At 69.2% G+C, this 19,879-nt stretch carries 15 protein-coding genes and 1 pseudogene; 9 read left to right on the forward strand and 7 right to left on the reverse strand.

What is annotated here, in order from left to right:
* The first annotated feature begins 256 nt into the window (after positions 1-256).
* Positions 257-1,000: a class I SAM-dependent methyltransferase gene (locus AC6F7H_RS32120; protein WP_500761347.1), complete on the forward strand. Its 744-nt coding sequence runs from the start codon at positions 257-259 to the stop codon at positions 998-1,000.
* A gap of 59 nt (positions 1,001-1,059) precedes the next feature.
* Here the strand turns inward: AC6F7H_RS32120 and AC6F7H_RS32125 are convergent, their stop codons facing one another.
* The 3 genes from AC6F7H_RS32125 to AC6F7H_RS32135 form a co-directional block, all read right to left on the reverse strand.
* Positions 1,060-1,635 (reverse strand): TerD family protein, encoded by a 576-nt coding sequence (locus AC6F7H_RS32125; RefSeq protein ID WP_500761349.1) that lies wholly within the window; start codon positions 1,633-1,635, stop codon positions 1,060-1,062.
* 41 nt (positions 1,636-1,676) lie between these two features.
* The gene (locus AC6F7H_RS32130; RefSeq protein ID WP_363036376.1) at positions 1,677-1,943 is read right to left on the reverse strand and encodes a GlsB/YeaQ/YmgE family stress response membrane protein; all 267 of its coding nucleotides are present in this window, start codon (positions 1,941-1,943) and stop codon (positions 1,677-1,679) included.
* A gap of 93 nt (positions 1,944-2,036) precedes the next feature.
* A complete protein-coding gene (locus tag AC6F7H_RS32135; protein WP_500761351.1) occupies positions 2,037-3,032 on the reverse strand; it encodes a sporulation protein in 996 nt (331 codons plus the stop codon).
* Positions 3,033-3,391: 359 nt separating this feature from the next.
* Here AC6F7H_RS32135 and AC6F7H_RS32140 point away from each other — a divergent pair, with 359 nt between their 5' ends.
* Entirely contained in the window at positions 3,392-4,543 is a 1,152-nt protein-coding gene (locus tag AC6F7H_RS32140; protein WP_500761353.1) for an acyltransferase family protein, read from the forward strand.
* 102 nt (positions 4,544-4,645) lie between these two features.
* Here AC6F7H_RS32140 and AC6F7H_RS32145 read toward each other — a convergent pair whose 3' ends face one another.
* Complete coding sequence (locus AC6F7H_RS32145) at positions 4,646-7,684, reverse strand: 3-keto-alpha-glucoside-1,2-lyase-like domain-containing protein (protein WP_500761355.1); 3,039 nt, start codon at positions 7,682-7,684, stop codon at positions 4,646-4,648.
* Between the two features lie 380 nt (positions 7,685-8,064).
* Positions 8,065-8,493 (reverse strand): IS200/IS605 family transposase, encoded by a 429-nt coding sequence (gene tnpA, locus AC6F7H_RS32150; protein WP_500761357.1) that lies wholly within the window; start codon positions 8,491-8,493, stop codon positions 8,065-8,067.
* A 49-nt stretch (positions 8,494-8,542) separates the two neighbouring features.
* On the opposite strand from tnpA, the gene AC6F7H_RS32155 reads away from it, so the two are divergent.
* Both AC6F7H_RS32155 and AC6F7H_RS32160 read left to right on the forward strand, forming a co-directional pair.
* Positions 8,543-9,757, forward strand: coding sequence for an RNA-guided endonuclease InsQ/TnpB family protein (locus AC6F7H_RS32155; protein WP_500761359.1), 1,215 nt, complete (start codon positions 8,543-8,545; stop codon positions 9,755-9,757).
* 37 nt (positions 9,758-9,794) lie between these two features.
* Positions 9,795-10,928 (forward strand): annotated as a pseudogene (locus AC6F7H_RS32160) (lectin); the annotation flags it as partial.
* Between the two features lie 95 nt (positions 10,929-11,023).
* On the opposite strand, the gene AC6F7H_RS32165 reads toward AC6F7H_RS32160, so the two are convergent.
* Positions 11,024-12,037 carry a LacI family DNA-binding transcriptional regulator gene (locus tag AC6F7H_RS32165; RefSeq protein WP_500761361.1) on the reverse strand — a complete coding sequence of 338 codons (1,014 nt, stop codon included), beginning with the start codon at positions 12,035-12,037 and terminating at the stop codon, positions 11,024-11,026.
* A 301-nt stretch (positions 12,038-12,338) separates the two neighbouring features.
* Between AC6F7H_RS32165 and AC6F7H_RS32170 the strand changes: the two genes are divergently transcribed.
* The 4 genes from AC6F7H_RS32170 to AC6F7H_RS32185 all read left to right on the forward strand — a co-directional run bounded on the left by AC6F7H_RS32170 (position 12,339) and on the right by AC6F7H_RS32185 (position 17,228).
* Positions 12,339-13,649, forward strand: a complete 1,311-nt coding sequence (locus AC6F7H_RS32170) for an ABC transporter substrate-binding protein (RefSeq protein WP_500761363.1) — start codon at positions 12,339-12,341, stop codon at positions 13,647-13,649.
* Between the two features lie 92 nt (positions 13,650-13,741).
* The gene (locus AC6F7H_RS32175) at positions 13,742-14,740 is read left to right on the forward strand and encodes a carbohydrate ABC transporter permease (protein WP_500761365.1); all 999 of its coding nucleotides are present in this window, start codon (positions 13,742-13,744) and stop codon (positions 14,738-14,740) included.
* Between the two features lie 12 nt (positions 14,741-14,752).
* A complete protein-coding gene (locus AC6F7H_RS32180) occupies positions 14,753-15,676 on the forward strand; it encodes a carbohydrate ABC transporter permease (RefSeq protein ID WP_500761367.1) in 924 nt (307 codons plus the stop codon).
* Positions 15,677-15,776: 100 nt separating this feature from the next.
* Complete coding sequence (locus AC6F7H_RS32185; RefSeq protein WP_500761369.1) at positions 15,777-17,228, forward strand: GH1 family beta-glucosidase; 1,452 nt, start codon at positions 15,777-15,779, stop codon at positions 17,226-17,228.
* 178 nt (positions 17,229-17,406) lie between these two features.
* On the opposite strand, the gene AC6F7H_RS32190 is transcribed toward AC6F7H_RS32185, so the two are convergent.
* Positions 17,407-18,429 carry a LacI family DNA-binding transcriptional regulator gene (locus AC6F7H_RS32190; protein WP_500761371.1) on the reverse strand — a complete coding sequence of 341 codons (1,023 nt, stop codon included), beginning with the start codon at positions 18,427-18,429 and terminating at the stop codon, positions 17,407-17,409.
* Positions 18,430-18,567: 138 nt separating this feature from the next.
* Here AC6F7H_RS32190 and AC6F7H_RS32195 point away from each other — a divergent pair, with 138 nt between their 5' ends.
* Entirely contained in the window at positions 18,568-19,872 is a 1,305-nt protein-coding gene (locus tag AC6F7H_RS32195) for an ABC transporter substrate-binding protein (RefSeq protein ID WP_500761373.1), read from the forward strand.
* The last annotated feature ends 7 nt before the right edge of the window (positions 19,873-19,879 follow it).

Here is a 19,879-nt window from a genome sequence, read left to right on the forward strand (position 1 = left end):
GCCTTAGAGACTGTCCCCCGTACGCGTTCATGACGCGCCGTCAGTCTACTGAAAGTTCGATGATCTTATCAGGTGCATATGCACAAAACGCTTGCCCCGTTCCTCGCCTGACGACCCTCACCAGACCCTCACACGCCCGCCTTTTGCAGGCCACTGAAGCGGCCGGCGGTGGCGCGGGACGGACCGGACCCAGGGGTGGAACCGACCCCCGGGAATCGGGTGGACAGCACACGGGTTGTCGGCGCATGTTGGCGGAATGCAGCAGGAGGAGATCTGGGACGCCGACACCGCACAGCGCTACGACACGCCGGGCACCGGCATGTTCGCGCCCGAGACCCTGGGGCCGGCCGTCGACCGGCTCGCCGGCCTCGCCGGGGAGGGGGCCGCGCTCGAGTTCGCCATCGGGACCGGCAGGGTGGCGGTCCCCCTCGCCGAGCGGGGGGTGCCGGTCACCGGCATCGAGCTGTCCGTCCCGATGGTGCAGAGGCTGCGGACCAAGGCGGACGAGGCGACGATCCCGGTGGTCATCGGTGACATGACGACCACCGTCGCGCCGGGCGGGTACAGCCTCGTCTACCTCGTCTACAACAGCATCTCCAACCTGCTCACCCAGACCGAGCAGGTCGAGTGCTTCCGCAACGCCGCCCGTCACCTCGTCCCCGGGGGCCGGTTCGTGATCGAGCTCTGGGTGCCGGAGCTGCGCAAGCTCCCACCGGGCCAGGAGGCCACGGTCTGGCGGTCCGAGCCCGGATACATCGGCCTGGACACGTACGACGTCCTGCGTCAGCAGGTGGTGTCGCACCACTTCCGGTTCGACGGGACCCGGCAGGCGCTGCTGTTCCGCAGCCCCCACCGGTACATCTGGCCGGCCGAACTCGACCTCATGGCCCAGCTGGCCGGCTTCGAACTGGAGGCCAGGCACGCGGACTGGGCCGGAGCCCCCTTCACCGCCGAGTCGCGCTCCCACGTCTCGGTCTACCGCATCCCGCCCGTCCGGTAGGGAACGAGCACGCCGGGCCGACCCGTACGGGTCGGCCCGGCGTGTGGTCCGGCTCGGTGTCAGACGTTGACGCCGAAGTCGGCGGCGATTCCGGAGAGCCCGGAGGCGTACCCCTGGCCGACGGCGCGGAACTTCCACTCGGCACCGTGCCGGTAGAGCTCGCCGAAGACCATGGCGGTCTCGGTGGAGGCGTCCTCCGAGAGGTCGTAGCGGGCGATCTCCTGGTTGTTGGCCTGGTTGACGACGCGGATGAAGGCGTTGCGGACCTGGCCGAAGCTCTGTCCGCGGTTCTCGGCGTCGTGGATCGAGACCGGGAACACGATCTTGTCGACCTCGGCGGGCACGCCGGCGAGGTTCACCTTGACGCTCTCGTCGTCGCCCTCGCCCTCGCCGGTGAGGTTGTCACCGGTGTGCTCCACCGAGCCGTCCGGGCTCCTCAGGTTGTTGTAGAAGACGAAGTGCTGGTCGGACAGGACCTTGCCGGAGCCGTCGACCAGCAGCGCGGAGGCGTCGAGGTCGTAGTCGGTGCCGGTGGTCGTGCGGACGTCCCAGCCGAGGCCGACCACGACCGCGGTCAGCCCCGGGGCCTCCTTGCTGAGAGAGACGTTGCCGCCCTTGGACAGGGAAACACCCACTGCCTGCTCCTTCTTGGTTGTCCTTGCTCGTGCTCGGTGGTTCAGTCGCGCGAGTTGCCGAAGAGGACGCGGTAGCCGATGAGGAGGACGAGCGCGCCGACGATGGCCGAGCCCCAGGTGGCGGCGTCGAAGAACTCCCGCTGCACCGGACGGCCCAGGAACTGCGACGACAGCCAGCCGCCGAGGAAGGCCCCCGCGATGCCGATGACCGTCGTACCGATGAGCCCGCCCGGATCACGTCCGGGCAGGACGGCCTTGGCCACCGCTCCCGCGAGCAGCCCCAGTACCAGCCATGCGATGACGCCCATGTCCACCCACTCCTCGCCTCTTCGCGTCCGTGTATCGGCAGCCTATCTTCTACAATTATGTAGAAGGCGAGGGGTGGGGGCACCGCGCACTGATCAGTCCTCGTCCCCTCCTTCGTCTTCGTCGCCCTCGAAGAAGTCCCCGACCTCGTCGACGACCTCGGCCGCGACCATGCCGCCGACGACACCGACGGCGAGCCCGGCCGCGCCCGCCGCGACGACGGTTCCCATGCCGGGGCCGGAGCGGTGGCCGTCGTGGTGGTGCCCGTCGTGGACGTGGTGGCCGCCGTACCCGTGGCCGGCATACGCGCCGTACGAGGCCCGGTGCTCCACGAGCCGGCGCATCCAGTCGTCGACGACGGCGTTCCAGTCCTGGTGCTCGACGCCGTCGTGGGAGACGGTGAACCGGTTGACCGCGTCGTGGCCGGAGGAGAAGAGCCCGCCGCGCTTGTCCGCCTCCAGTACGACCTCCATGCCGCCGGGACCGGCGAGGAACGTCACCTCGACCTCGTTGACCTGGTGGGCGTACTGCGGCGCCGGGGTCAGCTCGATCTCCTGGTAGAAGGGGAGCTGCTGGCCGGTGCCGCCGATGCGGCCGTACTCGAGGTCGGCGGACCTGAAGCCGAAGCCCAGCCCGCCGAACGCCTCGAGGATCGCCTCCTGTACGGGCAGGGGGCCGACGTTCAGCTGGTCCAGGTCCCCCTTGTCCCTGGCGCCCGCCACGGCGAGCTCGGTGCGCACGCCCAGGACGATGCCGAGGCCCTGGCCGTGCAGCTCGGTGACGGGCGTCTCCCAGGGCAGCATCACGGAGAACGGCACGCTGTGCGCCGCGCCCGCGGCGAGCCGGAAGCCGCCGCCCACGGTGAATCGCTCGAAGGCGACGACGCCTTCGCTCTCGCCCTCCCCGTGCTCGGCCTCGACCCGGGCCACCAGCTCCAGCGTGATGTGCTCGATGTCGAAGTCGGCGTCTCCACCCTTGAGGTGAACCTGCCCGGTCAGTGCGGCTCCGGGCCGGGGCGCACCGGGGTCGAGGACCGTGTCGACCGTGGGGCCACCCACTCCGAGCGAACCGAGCAGTCGTTTGAACACCATCGCGGCGTTCACTCCTTCGCGTGCGATTGTTCCGTAGGCGCGACGCCGCACACCCTCGCGGGCATCCGGCAAGGGCCTTCTACAAGCACGTAGAAGCATAGAGGCGGTGGAGATCGAGGAGGGGTTCGCTGCGTGCCCCCACGGCGTGAATGGCCGAAAGTGGACAGCCGTGGCGCAGGCGGATTCCGCGGGTCCGGGAGCCGGTGGACGTACGCGCGCGCAACGGTGACACGAGCGCGGGCCCGGGTTTACCCCGGCGTCCGCCCCGGTTACGGTTTCCCGAGTCGTTACTCTCGTGTCGCATACGCAACTCTCGTAAGAGGTGTTCTGCTCTGTCTGGGTTCCCGAAGGAAGGAATCGTGAAAGAAACGCTGCCCTCGCGCAGCCCCGGGGAGACGGACGGGCCACCGACGACGCCCGGCGGGACGGCACCGGCCACGGGGGAGACCCGCGCCGCCGCCGCACCGGCCGGCGCGCGCACCCGGTCGGCGAAACCGCGGGACGCGCTCTTCGACAACGCCAAGTACCTGGCCATCGTGCTGGTGGCGGTCGGCCACGCATGGGAACCGCTGCGCAGTGAGAGCCGCACCGTCACCGCCTTCTACACGCTTGTCTACGCCTTCCACATGCCGGCGTTCATCGTCATCTCCGGCTACTTCTCGCGCGGCTTCGACTGGAGCGCGGGACGGATCAAGCGTCTGGTCACCGGGGTCGCCGTGCCCTACGTCGTCTTCGAGGTGGCGTACACCTTCTTCACCCGGTGGAGTGACGACAAGCCGGACCGTTCGATCAGCCTGCTGGACCCCCTGTACCTGACCTGGTTCCTGGCCGCGCTGTTCATCTGGCGGCTGACCACCCCGATCTGGCGGTCCGTGCGGTGGCCGCTGCCCCTCGCCCTCACCATCGCGGCACTGGCCACCCTCGCCCCGTCCATCGGCAAGGACCTCGACCTCCACCGCACCCTGCAGTTCCTGCCCTACTTCGTACTCGGCCTGTCCCTCAAGCCGGAACACTTCGAAAGGGTGCGGCGCCGTCAGGTGCGCATCCTGGCCGTACCGGTCTTCCTCGGCGCGCTGGTCATGGCGTACTGGGCCGTGACGCGGATGAACTACGCCTGGTTCTTCCACAACTCCAGTGCCGAGGACCTCGCGGCGCCCGCCTGGTACGGGCCCGTCATGACGCTGGCGATCTTCGGCTGCTCGACGGTCCTGGTCGCCTGCTTCCTCGCCCTCGTTCCGCGACGCCGGACGTGGTACACCGCGCTCGGTGCCGGCACGCTGTACGGCTACCTGCTGCACGGCTTCGTCATCCAGGCCGCCAACCACTGGCACTGGTCCCACAACGACTGGTTCCACCGCCCGCTCGGCGCAATCACCGTCACCGTCGTCGCCGCCGTGGTCGTGACCGTCCTGTGCACGGCACCGGTGCGGCGGGCCTTCCGGGCCGTGTTCGAGCCGAGAATGGACTGGGCCTTCCGGCAGCGGGAACCGGCACCACCGAAATCCGGATGAAGCCCGAGGGGCGCACGAACTCGACAGCTCGTGCGCCCCTCGTGTCCGTGCGTCCCGCGGGCCCCGCACCACGCGGTCCGCCGGCCGGCGCCGGGCCGGGCGTCAGTTCAGCGGGGCCAGCGGTGTGATCCGGATGTCACGGAACCGGACCCTGTTCCCGGGGTTTCCATGGTCCTGGAGCCGGACGGCTCCCGCTGCGGGCGTCTCGGCCCTGCCCGACGCGGTGGGCCCGTCCAGCGCGACGTCGTCGTGGACCTTCTTTCCGTTCCACACCACCGTGACCCGGGCATCGGCGGTCTTGCGGCCGCTCTCGTCGAAGCGGGCCGCGCGGAAGACGATGTCGTAGGTCTGCCATGTCTCGGGCGCCGTGGCCGCGTTCGTGTCGGGCGCCCGTTTCAGGTAGAACGCCCCGGCCTCGTCGGTGCCGAGTGTGGTGTCGCCGTAGGAGTCCAGGATCTGGAGCTCGTAGCGGTCCTGGAGGAAGATGCCGCTGTTGCCGCGGTCCTGCCTGGTGACATCGGGCGGAAGCAGCGGGACGCGGAACTCCACGTGCAGCGCGAAGTCCTGGTAGGCGTCCTTGGTGCGGAGGTCACCACAGCACACCTCCATCGACTTCTCGTCGGTGAGCGGCCACCGCGGGGTTCTCCCGTCGGTGTGCTGCCATTGGTCCTGTGAGCCGGCCGTGCCGTCGAAGAGGGTGACCGGGGCTCCGTGCGGATGGACGCTGATCATGTCGAGGTTGGCATGGCCGGTGTCACCCGGGTCGTACCGGTAGGAGACCGTGTTGTGTCCGGCGCGCAGGCCCAGCTTCTCGGTCTGTGTCGACCACGAGTCCCAGTCACCGGTGGAGGCGAGCTTCGTCTGTCGCGCCTTCTTCCCGTTGACGTACAGGGAGAGGGTCTTGGTGCCCTCGAACGGGTTGGGCCCGTTGGAGTAACGCAGGCCCACGTCGTAGGCGCCCGCCTTCGGGACCGTCACGTCGAAGGTGGTGCCGGCCTTGCCCTCCGTGGCGTAACGGTCGACGAAGCCGCTGCCGGAATGGCCGACGTGGTCGGTGTTGACGCCGGCCGTGCCCGTCAGGCGAGCCTCCTCGGCCTCGTACCGGGTGGCGGGCGGCGGCTGCTCGCCCGGTATCCGGTTGAGGGTGTACCAGGCCTCGGTGTTCCACAACTGCTCACCGGAGGCGGAGGTGAAGGGGCGCGGGGAGCGGACGTGCACCACACGGCCCGGCTTCAGACCGTCCAGCCGGAGCTTGACGGTACGGCCGTCCTTCGAGAGCGTCGCCGAGCGCACCGCGAGCCGCTCCTCGGCGATCTTCGGGCCGCCGTAGTCCGCGGTCGGCGTGTAACGCCACTGCTCGGCACGGTAGTGCGCGGCGAGTTCCTCGGCGGTGGCGACGGACACCGGCTGGGTGTACGTCAGGTCGAAACCGCCGGGCACGGCACGCATGGTCCGGACGTCGAAGGTGTTCCCGCCGTTCGGGGTCAGCTTCTGCAGACCGAACTTGAGTTTGCCCTCCTGGCCCCAGTTGCCGCCGGCGCCCAGGCCGCCGGCGTAGATCGCGCCGTCGGGGCCCAGGGTGATGCGGTTGACGCCCGCTTCGAGCCCCTGGGTGTAGCGGAAGACGGCACCCTGGTACTGGCCCTTCACCTTCTCCAGGAAAGCGCGCTGCAGGCCGCCGTAGGTGACGTCACCCAGCAGCATCTGCCCGGCGAACGTGCCCTTCTTCAGGTACAGCGGAGTGGAGGGCGAGTTGGCGATCTCGTTCTGCGGCAGCCAGAGCACCGGCTCGGTGGCGGGGGAGTCGTCGAAGGGGCCGGAGGGCTCGGTGTAGTGGTTGAAGAAGCGGTCCTTCTTGATCTGGACGAGCTTCGACGAGGGGAGCCACCCGCCCTGGTTGTCGGTGGCGAAGATGCTGCCGTCGGGTCCCCAGCCGATGCCGTTGGGCGTCCGCAGCCCTCCCGCGACCGGACTGATCTTCCCCGTCCTCCTGCTGACCTTGTACGTGGCCCCGCGGCCCGGCGCCGGCTGCGGCACGGTGGTCGCGCCGCCGAGGTCGATGGCGACGGAGAGGTTCACGTAGAAGTAGCCGTCGCGGTAGAGCAGGCCGAAGGCGAACTCGTGGAAGTTGCCTCCGTACGGCCAGGTGGCGACCGTGCGGTACTCGTCGGTGACCTCGTCGCCGTCCCGGTCGACGAGCCGCGTCAGCTCGTGCTTCTGCGAGACGTACAGCGCCCCGTCGACGTACTTGATCCCCATGGGCTCGCGCAGCCCGCTCGCCACCTTGGTGACGGTGACCTTGTCGCGGCTGGTGGCGCCGGTGACGTCGTCGAGCAGGTAGACCTCTCCGGCAACGTTGTCCGTACCTCCCCAGGTACTGATCGCCAGCCGTCCGTCGGGTAGCCAGTCCATGCCGCTGACCTGCGGTTCGAAGCCGTCCGGGCGCAGGTCGGTGAGGGTCAGGTCGGGCCGTACGTCGGTGAGCGGCAGACCGTCGCCGGGGGAGTCGCCGCTCGCCTCGCACTCCTTGCGGCCCGGCGCGGTGACGCGGACGACGTCGGCGTCGGTGCTCAGCGCCTCGCGGGGAACGACCGTGAAGTCGCCCTCGCCCGGCGGTTTCCAGGCCAGTTGGAGCCGCTGCCCGCCGTCGCGCTCGAAGTGGTCGATGCGCAACGGGTGTGCACCGGCGGTGAGATGGACCGTACCGTCCTTCGGCTCGGCACCGTGGAGCCCGTCGTGGTCGATGACGAGGTCGCCGTCGATGACCAGCCGTGAGCCGTCGTCACTGGTCAGGCGGAACACGTACGAGCCGTCGCGCGGAACGTCGAGGTAGCCCGAAGCCTCCGCGACGAAGTGGTCGGACAGTCCGCCGAAGTCGGCCTCCGTGGACCAGTCGACCGTCGGCATCAGCTTGTCGTGGTTGGGGGTCTGCCCCGGCTTCAGCGTGCACAGCTTGCTCAGGGGTGTCTGCACGTCGAACACGCGCAGAGTGACCCCGGGTTCCTGGGGCGGGATGTCCGCGGGAGCGGGAGCGGGAGCGGCGGCGGCCGGCGGGGCGGAACACAGACCGGCGGCCAGGGTCCCCGCGAACAGTAAGGGGATGAAGTGTTTTCGAGCGCGGGAGAACAGACGTGGGGGCATTGGTCCTCCAGGAGGTGGGGACCGGACCGTGCCGGATCTCGCTCCGGTCTGCTGCGGGGCACTGCACTCGCGCCGCCAAGTTAGAGACTTCTGCCTGACATGTCCATACTTTGTCATCGGAGAGTTCAAAGTCCGGGACCGAGGGCCGGAGAGCGGCGCCCCCGTTTCTGCGAGCTCTTCGGGAATCCTCGTGCCGGACGTCGGACCCACGGGGACCACACCCGCCGATCAGGGCATTTCCGGCCATATGGCGGGCAGCGCTCCCATCCCTCTTCTTCGGAGGGAATCCCCGCCTTCAGGCGGGAGGGAATTCGATCCTGAGCCCTGCGGCGCAGAGCGCCGCAGCATCGCTCCGGAATGCTCCACGACGACAGCCGCGCTCAGTCCGGCCGCTTCTGGTTCTCGATGTAATCCTTGACCACCTGGAGCGGCGCACCGCCGCAGCTTCCGGCGAAGTAGGAACCGGACCAGAACCGGCCGTGCATGATCGCCTGGTTCACTCGGCCGGTGAACTCCTGCCGCAACCGGCGCGAGGACACGCCCTTGAGGGAGTTGACCAGGTTCGACAGGGCAACCTTCGGCGGGTAGTGCACCAGCAGGTGCACGTGGTCCTCTTCGCCGCTGAACTCGATCAGGTCGGCCTCGAAGTCCTCGCAGACCTTCCGCATGATCTCTTCGCAGCGCGTCAGCATCTCGTCGTTGAAGACGGTCCGCCGATACCTGGTGACAAACACCAAGTGTGCATGAAGGTGGTAGACGACGTGACGACCTCGCCGTATATCAGGGTTTGGTTCCCAACGTGGTGACATGAACCAAATGATAGAATCGAGGCGACTCAGACCGTGGGGGGTGGGCTGAATGATCCGTGCGTACAAGTTCCTCATGCGGCCCACCGTCCGCCAGGAGCAGGCCCTCTACGAGATGCTGGCCGATCACTGCTCGCTCTACAACGGCGCGTTGCAGGAACGCCGCGACGCCTACCGGCATGTGTCGAAGACGAGCATCAGGTACGGCATGCAGTCCGCGCAGCTCAAGGACATCCGCGCGTTCGACCCGGAGCGTCAGGGCCGCTGGTCCTTCTCCTCCCAGCAGGCCACCCTGCGGCGTCTCGACAAGGCGTTCGCCGCGTTCTTCCGCCGCACCAAGGCCGGCGAGACGCCCGGATACCCGCGGTTTCGGGGTGTGAACTGGTTCGACACGGTGGACTTCCCCAAGGACGGGGACGGCTGCCGGTGGGACTCGACCCCGCACGATCCGGTCACCCGCGTCCGCTTCCAGGGCGTCGGGCACGTCAGGGTCAACCAGCACCGGCCGGTGACCGGCAAGGTCAAGACCGTCAGCGTCAAGCGCGAGGGCCGTAAGTGGTTCGTCGTGCTGACCGCGGAGCGGGAACAGTGCGAGCCGCTGCCGAACACGGGCCGTGTCGTCGGCATCGACATGGGCCTGGCGAACTTCCTCGCCGACTCGAACGGCGAGTTCGTGCCCAACCCGCGTCACGGCCACAAGGCCGCCGTGAAGCTCGAAGCCGCGCAACAGGCCTTGTCCCGGTTCCCACGCCGCAAGGCCCAGGACCGCACCGCCAACCACCAGCGTGCCGTGGAGAAGGTCGCCAAGCTGCACGGCAAGGTACGGCGCCAGCGCCTCGACCACGCACACAAAACCGCCCTCACGCTGGTCCGTGAGCATGACTTCATCGCGCACGAAGACCTCAAGATCCGCAACATGAGCAAGACCCCCGCGCCGAAGCCCGACCCCGACAAGCCGGGTACGTTCCTGCCCAACGGGGCAGCCGCCAAGGCCGGACTGAACCGCTCGATCGCCGATGCCGGATGGGGGGTGTTCCTGACGATCCTGCACGCCAAGGCTGAAAGCGCCGGACGGGAAGTCATCGCCGTGGACCCCCGCAACACCTCCCGGCGGTGCCCCGAATGCGGGCACACCGCCAAGGAGAACCGGCCCACCCAGGAGAAGTTCCACTGCGTTTCGTGCGGCCACAGAGCGCACGCGGACACGGTGGGCGCCCTGAACGTCCTACGGGCCGGGCTGGTCCGTCGCGAAGCTCAACCCGCTTAGCGAGAAGCCGCCCCGTTTACGGGGTGGAGGAGTCACGAACTACCCCGGAATGAGCTGGAACCCGTCCGGGCTGGTCGAGTTCACCAAGAACCACGTCTACCCGGCCTTCCGCGCCGCCGGAATCGACACCAAGGTTCTCGTCCACGACTGGAACTACGGCGACTACGCGAACTTCGGCGCTCCCGTCCTCGCGGACGCCGGGGTGCGCAACGATCCGCTCTTCGGCGGCATCGCCTGGCACGGCTACGCCGGTGACCCCGCGGTGGGCAGCCAGGTGCACGACCAGTACCCGAACGTGCGGCAGTTCAGCACCGAGCACTCCGGCGGCACCTGGATCGGCAACCAGCACAACGAGGACCTGGCCGACATCGTGGGCTACGCGCGCAACTGGAGCAGCAGCCTGGTCAAGTGGAGCCTGGTGCTCAATCAGGACAGGGGGCCGCACAACGGCGGCTGCGGCACCTGCACCGGGCTGATCACCGTGCAGGAAGGCGGCCCGCGGGCAGGGCAGGTCGACTACACGATCGAGTACTACACCACCGGTCACCTGACCAAGTTCGTCAGGCCCGGCGCCCACCGGATCGCCTCCACCGCCAGTGGCACGGTGCCCAACGTGGCCTGGCGCAACCCCGACGGCTCCAAGGCCCTCATCGCCCACAACGGCGGCACCTCGGCCCGCTCGGTCCGCGTCGACTGGGGCGGCCAGTCCTTCACCTACACCCTGCCCGCCCGTACCACGGCCACCTTCACCTGGTCCGGCACCCCGTCGGGCAACCCGGGCGGCGGCACCGGCGCCCTCACCGGACTCGCGGGCAAGTGCCTCGACGTAGCGGGCGGGGCCACGGCCGACGGCACCGCGGTGCAGCTGTACACCTGCAACGGCACGGCGGCCCAGCGCTGGACCGTGGGCGCCGACGGCAGCGTGCGGGCGCTCGGCAAGTGCCTGGACGTGAGCGCCGCCTCCACGGCCGACGGCGCACGAGTACAGCTCTACACGTGCAACGGCAGCACGGCGCAGCGGTGGTCGTACAGCGCCACGACCCACGACGTGGTCAACACCGGTGCGGACAAGTGCCTCGACGTCACCGGCAACAACTCCGCGAACGGCACCCCCGCCCAGATCTGGACCTGCACCGGCGGCGCCAACCAGAAATGGACCCTGAACACCTGACCCCACCCGCCGCACCCCTGGGCCACCACCGAGACGTGCACTGCCCGGCGCCGAACACCGGTGCCGGGCAGTGCGCGTGACGGGGAGTCGTGCGTCTACGACGACTCGCGCACCACCAGTTCCGTCGGCAGTGTCACCTGCTGCCGGGGTGTGCCGTGCCGGGTGATGTCGGTGAGGATCCGGGCCATGGTGCGGCCCAGTTCCTCCACCGGCTGACGCACCGTCGTCAGGGGCGGGTCGGTGTGGCGGGCGAGGACGGAGTCCTCGAAGCCGACGACGGCGACATCACCGGGCACCCGCCGTTCCTGGCGGCGCAGTTCCGCCAGGGCGCCGACCGCCATGAGGTCGGAGGCGGCGAAGACGGCGTCCAGGTCCGGGACGCGTTCAAGAAGCGAACGCATGGCGCGGCGGCCGCTCTCCTCGGTGAAGTCGCCCGCCTCCACCAGGGTTTCCCTCACGGGCATCCCCGCCTCCTCATGGGCCGCGCGCCAGCCGCCGAGCCGGCTGCGGCCGACGTCCATGTCCAGCGGCCCGGTGATCGTGGCGATCCTGCTCCTGCCGCTGCGCAGCAGGTGCCGGACAGCCTCGGTGGCGCCTCCGGTGTTGTCGGCGTTGACGTAGCTCAGCCGCTCACCCGCGTCGCGGCGGCCGGCCAGCACGGTGGGCAGCCCCATCTCCTCCAGCATGCCCGGCAGCCGGTCCTCCGAATGGACGGAGACCAGCAGAACGCCGTCCACCCGGCGCGCCGCCACCGACTCGGTCAGATGGTCCCGTTCAGCCTGGTCGCGGACGAGCATGAGCTGCAGCTGGGTCCGGCTCTCGGCGAGGGCGCCGCTGACGCCCCGGATCAGCGCGGCGAAGAAGGGTTCCGAACCGAGCCGGCTCTCCGATTCGGGAATCACCAGGGCCACGGCGTCGGTGCGGTTGGTCACCAGGCCGCGGGCGACCGAGTTCGGAACGTAGTTGAGCTCCTTGATCGCGGCCAGGACCCTGGACCGGGCATCGGCACTGACCAGATCCGAGCCGTTGACGACGCGGGACACCGTGGTGCGGCCCACGCCGGCCCGGGCGGCGACGGTTTTGATCGTGGGACGGCGGTTCCCGGCCATGTACTACCCCCTCGGCGGTCGCGGCCGTGCCGGCCGCGGAGGTGACCAGCGGCAATTCTTGCAGACGGCGGCTCGAGCGGGGCGCGCCAGGGCCCCGGGACCGACGGCTGAAAACCGGACCACGGTGGCGAGTTGCCTTCAAGTCATTGACAGATCGGTGCGCTGCCACGAGTCTTCGATGCGTCGGTGGGCACGTTCCCACCATAAATTGGGTACGTTCCCACCCCCATTGTCGAAGCAGCTGTGGTCATCGCGGAACTCGTCACTCGGGTGCGTCAGCGCCGTCGCTAGGAGGAGACCCATGGGCAGGACCGGTTCGTTGCGTACGAGAGCGGTGGCGGCGGTCGCGGTTGCCGGCGCGCTGACGCTCGTCGTCGGCTGCAGCGGCGGTGACGACTCCGCCACGGGCGGCGGCAAACAGGACGGCAAGGTCGTCATCACCATGGGCCTGTACGGCGTGATGGGCATCAAGGAGACGGGCCTTCTCGAGCAGTACGAGAAGGAGAACCCCGATGTCGACATCAAGGCCGAGATCGCCGGCGACGAGCAGACGTACTACACCGCGCTGCAGACCCGGCTCGCGGCCGGAAAGGGCCTGAAGGACATCCAGGGCATCGAGATCGGGCGGGCCAAGGAGATCACCGAGACCCAGGCGGACAGGTTCGCGGACTTCTCCGACGTACCGGGCGGCGACCACTTCCTGCCGTGGAAGAAGTCCCAGATCAGCACCAAGGACGGCAAGGTGCTGGGGCTGGGCACCGACATCGGCCCGATGGCCGTCTGCTACCGCAGGGACTACTTCGAGAAGGCCGGTCTGCCCACCGACCGCGAGGAGGTCGCCGAGCTGTGGGAGGGCGACTGGAAGAAGTACGTCGAGGTCGGCCGCACCTTCAAGAAGGGCTTCAAGGGCGACGACGTGGCCTACATGGACGCGGCCAGCGGCCTGTTCAACGCCATGGTCTACGGCTACCCCGAGCAGTACTACGACGACAAGGGCGAGCTGATCTACGACAAGAACCCGACCGTCAAGGAGGCGTGGAACCTGGCCGCCGATGCCGCGGAGGACGGCCTGACGGCCAAGCTCCGCCAGTTCCAGCCGGGTTGGGACCCGGGTCTGGCCAACGGCACGTTCGCCACCGCCGTGTGTCCGGCGTGGATGCTCAGCCACATCAGCGAGAAGGCCGGTGAGGCGAACAAGGGCAAGTGGGACGTCGCCAAGGCCCCCAAGGGCGCCAACTGGGGCGGGTCCTTCCTCGGCGTGGTCGAGCAGAGCCCGGTGAAGGAGGAGGCCAAGAAGCTCGTCGCCTGGCTGACCGCGCCGGAGCAGCAGGCCCACATCTTCGAGGAGATCGGCAACATTCCGTCCTCGCGGGAGGCGCTGGAGAGCGACGAGGTGAAGAACGCCGAGTCGGAGTACTTCAGCGACGCGCCGATCGGCCGGATCTTCGGTGCCGCCGCCCAGGAGATCCCGGACAAGCAGGTCCTGGGCCGCAAGGACGGCACGATCAAGGACACCTTCTCCCAGGGCCTGACCCTGATCGAGCAGCAGGGCACCCCGCGGGACGAGGCGTGGCAGACCACCGCGGAGCGCATCGAGAAGGCGGTCGGCTGACCTCCCGCCCCCGCGGCCGTCCGGGCCCGCCCGCACCCTGCCGGCGGACCCGGGGCCGGCTCACACGTTCTGTTCCCAGGAAGGAAAAGCGGGTGGCCACCTCCACCACCAAGGCCCTGGAAGGCGGGGAGCCCTCGGGCCCGCCGCCGACGCCGGACGGCGAGAGCGGCACCGCCCGGAGGCGCGGCGCGCTGCTGCACCTGCTGGACGTCAGGGGCGCCCCGTACGCGTTCGTCGCACCGTTCTTCGTCATCTTCGCCGCGTTCAGTTTCTATCCCCTCGTCTACACCTCGTGGATCTCCCTGCACGACGTGGAACTGGCCACCCTCGATGTCATGGAGTGGGTGGCGTTCGACAACTACGTCGAGCTCTGGGGCGATTCACGGTTCTGGAACGCGCTGCGGAACACCGTCACCATCGGCGTCATCTCCACGGTGCCGCAGCTGCTGATGGCCCTCGGCCTGGCGCACCTCCTCAACTACCGCATGCGCGCCTCGCTGTTCTTCCGCGTAGCCTCGCTGGTCCCGTACGCCACCTCGGTCGCCGCCGCCGCCCTCGTGTTCACCATGATCTTCGAACGCGACTTCGGCATGATCAACTGGGCGCTCGGCTCGGTCGGCATCGACCCGGTGAACTGGGAGGCCGACAAGTGGCCCGCCCAGGTGGCGATCTCCACCATCGTCATCTGGCGCTGGACCGGCTACAACGCACTGCTCTACCTGGCCGCCATGCAGGCCATCCCCGCCGACCGGTACGAGGCGGCCTCCCTCGACGGCGCCTCCCGGTGGAAGCAGTTCACCCATGTCACCGTCCCGGGCATCCGCTCCACCATCGTCTTCACCATCGTGCTCTCCACGATCGGCGCCACTCAGCTCTTCGGTGAACCGCTGATCTTCGGGCAGGGCCCCAACGGCATCACCGGCGGCGCGGACAACCAGTACCAGACCCTGGGCCTGCTGCTGTACGAGGAGGGCTGGAAGAACTACCAGATGGGCCGCTCGGCGACCGTCGCCTGGGCGATGTTCATGCTGCTCGTCCTCGCCTTCGTGGCGCAGCGCCTGATCAAGCGCCTGCGTTCCCGTACGTCCTGACCTGGAGTCGTCATGACCATCCACAGCCTCCCGGCCCGGACGGGCACCCCGGACCGGACTCCCACCGAGCAGCCGGTCCGCCGCGGCGGCCGCCGGCTGCTGCGCGAGCGCGCCGGGCGCCAGCACCACGCGGGCCCGCTCGCCTACGTCCTGCTCGCCGTCATGGCGGTGCTGTCGATCTTCCCGCTGTACTGGACGATGGTGGCGGCCTCCACCGACAACACCCGGGTCAGCCAGACACCACCGCCCTTCCTGCCGGGCCCGAACCTGTTCGGCAACCTCGCCCGGGCCTGGGACGAGGCGGCGATGGGCAAGGCCATGGTCAACAGTCTGATCGTGGCCGGGGTGATCGCCCTGTCCACGGTGATGTTCGCGACCCTGGCCGGCTTCGCCTTCGCCAAGCTGCGGTTCAAGGGGCGCAACGTCCTGCTCATGCTGGTGATCGGCACCATGCTGGTGCCGCCGCAGCTCGGTGTCGTACCGCTGTTCATGCTGATGTCCGAGCTGGGCTGGTCGCAGCAGCTGCCCGCCGTCATCTTCCCCACGCTGGTGAGCGCGGTCGGCGTGTTCTTCATGCGGCAGTACCTCTCGGAGGCGCTGCCCGACGAACTCGTCGAGGCCGGACGCGTGGACGGGGCGCACTCGCTGCGGATCTTCTGGAGCATCGTGCTGCCCGTCGCACGGCCCGCGATGGCCGTCCTGTTCATGATCACGTTCGTGCACGCGTGGAACGACTTCTTCTGGCCGTTCGTGGTGCTCGACATGACCAACCCGACGGTTCCCGTCGCCCTCACCCAGCTCAGCGCGGGCTATGTCCGCGACCAGTCGCTGATCATGGCGGGCGCGCTGCTCGGCACGCTGCCGCTGCTGGCGATGTTCGTCGTCTTCGGCCGCCAGATCGTCAGCGGCATCATGGCGGGCGCCGTCAAGGGCTGACCCGCCGCGCCCGGACCGGCCCCGGGCCACCGGACCCGCGCACCACACCCCACCGGGCCTTCGCGCGCCCACCCCACCCCCACCACCCGAAAGGACTCACGTGGTCACCGCAGCACAGCAGACCGCGTCCGCCCCGGACGCCGCCCGCACCTTCGCCCGCACGTTCCCCAAGGGGTTCATCTGGGGTTCCGCGACCGCCTCCTACCAGATCGAGGGCGCCGCAGCCGAGGACGGCCGTACCCCGTCCATCTGGGACACCTACGCCCGCATCCCCGGCCGGGTCCGCAACGGCGACACCGGCGACATCGCCACCGACCACTACCACCGCCGGCGCGAGGACGTCGCCCTCATGGCCGAACTCGGCTTGGGCGCCTACCGCTTCTCCCTGGCCTGGCCCCGGATCCAGCCCGCCGGACGCGGTCCCGCCGTCCAGAAGGGCCTGGACTTCTACCGGCGCCTCGTCGACGACCTGCTGGACCGGGGCATCCAACCCGTCGCCACCCTCTACCACTGGGACCTGCCGCAGGAGTTGGAGGACGCCGGAGGCTGGCCCGAGCGCGCCACGGCCGAGCGGTTCGCCGAGTACGCCGCCCTCGCCGCGGACGCCCTCGGCGACCGGGTGAAGACCTGGACCACCCTCAACGAGCCCTGGTGCAGCGCCTTCCTCGGCTACGGCTCCGGAGTGCACGCCCCCGGCCGCACCGACCCGGTCGACGCCCTGCGCGCCGCCCACCACCTCAACCTGGCCCACGGCCTGGCCGTCCGGGCACTGCGCGAACGCGTCACCGCCGACGCCCAGTGCTCGGTCACGCTCAACATCCACCACGTCCGCCCGCTCACCGGCAGCGAGGCCGACGCCGACGCGGTCCGCCGGATCGACGCGCTCGCCAACCGGGCCTTCACCGGCCCGATGCTGCGAGGCGCCTACCCGGAGGACCTGCTCAAGGACACCACGGCACTGACCGACTGGTCCTTCGTGAAGGACGGCGACCTCCGGCAGATCCACCAGCCGCTGGACTTCCTCGGCGTCAACTACTACACGCCCACCCTGGTCTCCGAGGCCGACGGCAGCGGCACCCACACCTCCGACGGACACGGCAACAGCGCCCACAGTCCCTGGCCGAGCGCCGACCGGGTCGCCTTCCACCAGCCGCCCGGCGACACCACCGCCATGGGCTGGGCCGTCGACCCCACCGGCCTGTACGACCTGCTGCGCCGGCTGGCGTCCGACTTCCCGAAGCTGCCGCTGGTCATCACCGAGAACGGCGCGGCGTTCGACGACTACGCCGACCCCGCCGGACAGGTCAACGACCCCGACCGGATCGCCTACCTGCGCGGCCACCTGGCCGCCGTCCACCGGGCCATCGCCGACGGCGCGGACGTGCGCGGCTACTTCCTGTGGTCGCTGCTGGACAACTTCGAGTGGGCCCACGGCTACGGCAGGCGTTTCGGCGCGGTCTACGTGGACTACCCGACCGGTACCCGCATCCCCAAGGCCAGCGCCCGCTGGTACTCCGAGGTGGCCCGCAGCGGGGTCCTGCCCGGCGCCTGACCGGACCCGGAAGCGCCGCCGGAACCGGGGGCCGGTCCATGCACCGGTCCCTCTCGCCCCGGCCATCAAGGTTGAGGGCGTGGAAAGCGGCCGATGCGTCGCCGTAACGTTTTTTCGGGGGAACCCGAAACATTCGGATTTTTCTTGCGTGCCCCTGGAGTCGTCGTGTCCGCGCCCCTCACGCCTCCTTGGGCGGAGCCGTGCTCTGCCGTACCACCAGGTGTGTCGCCAGCTCTATGCGCTGGGCGGTCGTGCCGGGGGCGTCCGGGCGGAGCAGCATCCGGGCGGCCTCCTCGGCCATGTGCCGCAGCGGCTGGTGGACCGTGGTGAGCGGCGGACTCGACCACTGCGCCGGAGGTACGTCGTCGTAGCCGACCACCGACAGGTCCTCGGGCACGCGCAGGCCCTTGACCCGCGCCGCCTCCAGCACGCCCAGCGCCTGGAGGTCGCTGCCCGCGAAGATCGCCGTCGGCCGGTCGGGCCCCTCCAGCAGGCCCATGGCGTGCTCGAAGCCGCCCTGTACGTGGAAGTCGCCGAATCGCATCAGGCGCGGGTCGGTCTCCAGGCCCGCCATCGCCATGGCCGAGCGGTAGCCGTCGAGACGAGCCAGCGAGCACAGCATGTCCTCGGGGCCGGTGATGATCGCGACCCGCTCGTGACCGAGGTCGGTCAGATGGCGGGTGGCGGCGAGGCCGCCGGCCCAGTTGGCGGAGCCGACCGAGGGCACGTCCGGGTCGGGGTCGCCCGCCGGGTCGATGACGACGAAGGGGATGGCCGCCGCCCTGAGCCGGCGCTTGACGTCCTCGGGGAGTGCGGAGAAGACCAGGACGACGCCCAGCGGCCTGCGTTGCAGCACACCCGGGAGCCATTCCGGCGCGGGCGTGTGCCGGGTGCCGCTCTCGGTGAGCGCCACCGTCGCGCGGTTCTCCCTGGCGACGTTCTCCACGCCCCTGATCAGCTCCATCGACCAGATGCTGTCCAGTTCGTGGAAGACGAGCTCGATGAGCGGGGAGCGGGACGTCGGCTGCCCGCGCCGACGGTAGCCGTGGGTCTCCAGAAGGCGCTCCACCTTGGTCCGCGTCGCGCGGGAGACATCCGACCGGCCGTTGAGGACCTTCGAAACTGTCGGCATGGAAACGCCGGCCTCTTTCGCGACCGTGGCCAGGGTGACTCTGCCGCTCGCCTCGTCTTCATGGTGCATACCCGCAGGATAGGCCACCGCGCCTCGATAACGGTTTGGGTGAGTACGGGCTCGGCCGTTGACCGAACCCCCGGCCTGACCTACTGTCCCACGGCATGGACTTTCGGTGACTTTGCCGAAACTTTCGAAAGGCGAACGATGAAGACACGTGCGCGCTTGCCCAGACTGGTCGCCTGCGGTGCGACGCTCGCCCTGGCACTGAGCCTCTCGGCCTGCGGTGACGGGAACGGCGGGGCGTCGCAGGACGACGGCAAGATCCATGTCCTGGTCTACGGGGACGCCACCAACAAGGTCGAGAAGCGGATCGTCGACACGTTCAACAAGACGTCCGACGTCAAGGTCGTCCTCGACACCATCCCCGGTGCGGACTACCAGAAGAAGCTTCAGACGATCATCAGCACCCCGCAGGCCCCGGATGTCTTCTTCAACTGGGGTGGCGGCAGCATCAAGCCGTTCGTCAAGGCCGATCTGCTGTTGCCGCTGGACGACTTCATCGAGAAGAACCCGGACCTGGAGAGCAAGTTCCTGCCGTCCGTCTTCAACAATGCTGTCGTCAACGGCCAGCCGTACGGCATCCCGATGCGCGGTACCCAGCCGGTCCTGCTCTTCCACAACAAGAAGGTCCTCGACGAGGCGGGCGTCAAGCCGCCGAAGACCTGGGACGAGCTGCTCGACGCGGTCGGGAAGCTCAAGGGCGCGGGCGTCACGCCGATCGCGCTCGGCGGCGGCGACGTCTGGCCGACGCAGATGTGGTTCCAGTACCTCTTCGACCGCGTGGCCGGCCCCGGGCTGTTCGAGAAGGCCGTCGGTGGCGACAAGAGCGCCTGGGAGAGCGCGGACGGCAAGAAGGCCCTGGGCATGATCAGGGAGCTCGTCGACGCCGGCGCCTTCGGCAAGAACTACGACTCCGTCAAGTACACCAACGGCGGCTCGGTCCAGCTGGTGGCCTCGGGCAAGGCCGGCTTCGAGCTGATGGGCTCCTGGTACTACTCGCAGCAGTTGACGGACCACAAGGCGTTCGCCGAGAAGGGCCTCGGCTACACCGCCTTCCCGACCGTCGAGGGCGGCAAGGGCGACCCGGCCAACGTCGCCGGCAACACCAACAACTACTACTCGGTGATGAAGAAGACCAAGCATCCCGAGGCCGCCGCCGAGTTCCTGAAGCTCATGTACTCCGACGAGTTCGTCAAGGCGCAGTTGGACATCGGCAACCTGCCGACCACGACCAACACCGCCAATTTCATCGACGGTTCGGCCACCCCCGAGTACTCGCGCTTCCAGTACGACCTGGTCGCCGACGCCCCGTCGTTCCAGCTGTCCTGGGACCAGGCCTACCCGCAGAAGGCGAGCTCGTCCATGCACCAGGCCATCCAGCAGTTCTTCAACGGACAGCTCGACGCGGACGGCTTCATCAAGGCCATGCAGGCCCTCCCCACCGAATGAACGGCTC

The organism is Streptomyces sp. MMS24-W38 (assembly GCF_059889265.1).

Coding starts and splice junctions, on each gene's coding strand:
- AC6F7H_RS32120 (WP_500761347.1), top strand. CDS start 257: ATGCAGCAGGAGGAGATCTGGGACGCCGACACCGCACAGCGCTACGAC.
- AC6F7H_RS32130 (WP_363036376.1), bottom strand. CDS start 1,943: ATGGGCGTCATCGCATGGCTGGTACTGGGGCTGCTCGCGGGAGCGGTG.
- AC6F7H_RS32135 (WP_500761351.1), bottom strand. CDS start 3,032: ATGGTGTTCAAACGACTGCTCGGTTCGCTCGGAGTGGGTGGCCCCACG.
- AC6F7H_RS32145 (WP_500761355.1), bottom strand. CDS start 7,684: ATGCCCCCACGTCTGTTCTCCCGCGCTCGAAAACACTTCATCCCCTTA.
- tnpA (WP_500761357.1), bottom strand. CDS start 8,493: ATGTCACCACGTTGGGAACCAAACCCTGATATACGGCGAGGTCGTCAC.
- AC6F7H_RS32155 (WP_500761359.1), top strand. CDS start 8,543: ATGATCCGTGCGTACAAGTTCCTCATGCGGCCCACCGTCCGCCAGGAG.
- AC6F7H_RS32165 (WP_500761361.1), bottom strand. CDS start 12,037: ATGGCCGGGAACCGCCGTCCCACGATCAAAACCGTCGCCGCCCGGGCC.
- AC6F7H_RS32170 (WP_500761363.1), top strand. CDS start 12,339: ATGGGCAGGACCGGTTCGTTGCGTACGAGAGCGGTGGCGGCGGTCGCG.
- AC6F7H_RS32180 (WP_500761367.1), top strand. CDS start 14,753: ATGACCATCCACAGCCTCCCGGCCCGGACGGGCACCCCGGACCGGACT.
- AC6F7H_RS32190 (WP_500761371.1), bottom strand. CDS start 18,429: ATGCACCATGAAGACGAGGCGAGCGGCAGAGTCACCCTGGCCACGGTC.
- AC6F7H_RS32195 (WP_500761373.1), top strand. CDS start 18,568: ATGAAGACACGTGCGCGCTTGCCCAGACTGGTCGCCTGCGGTGCGACG.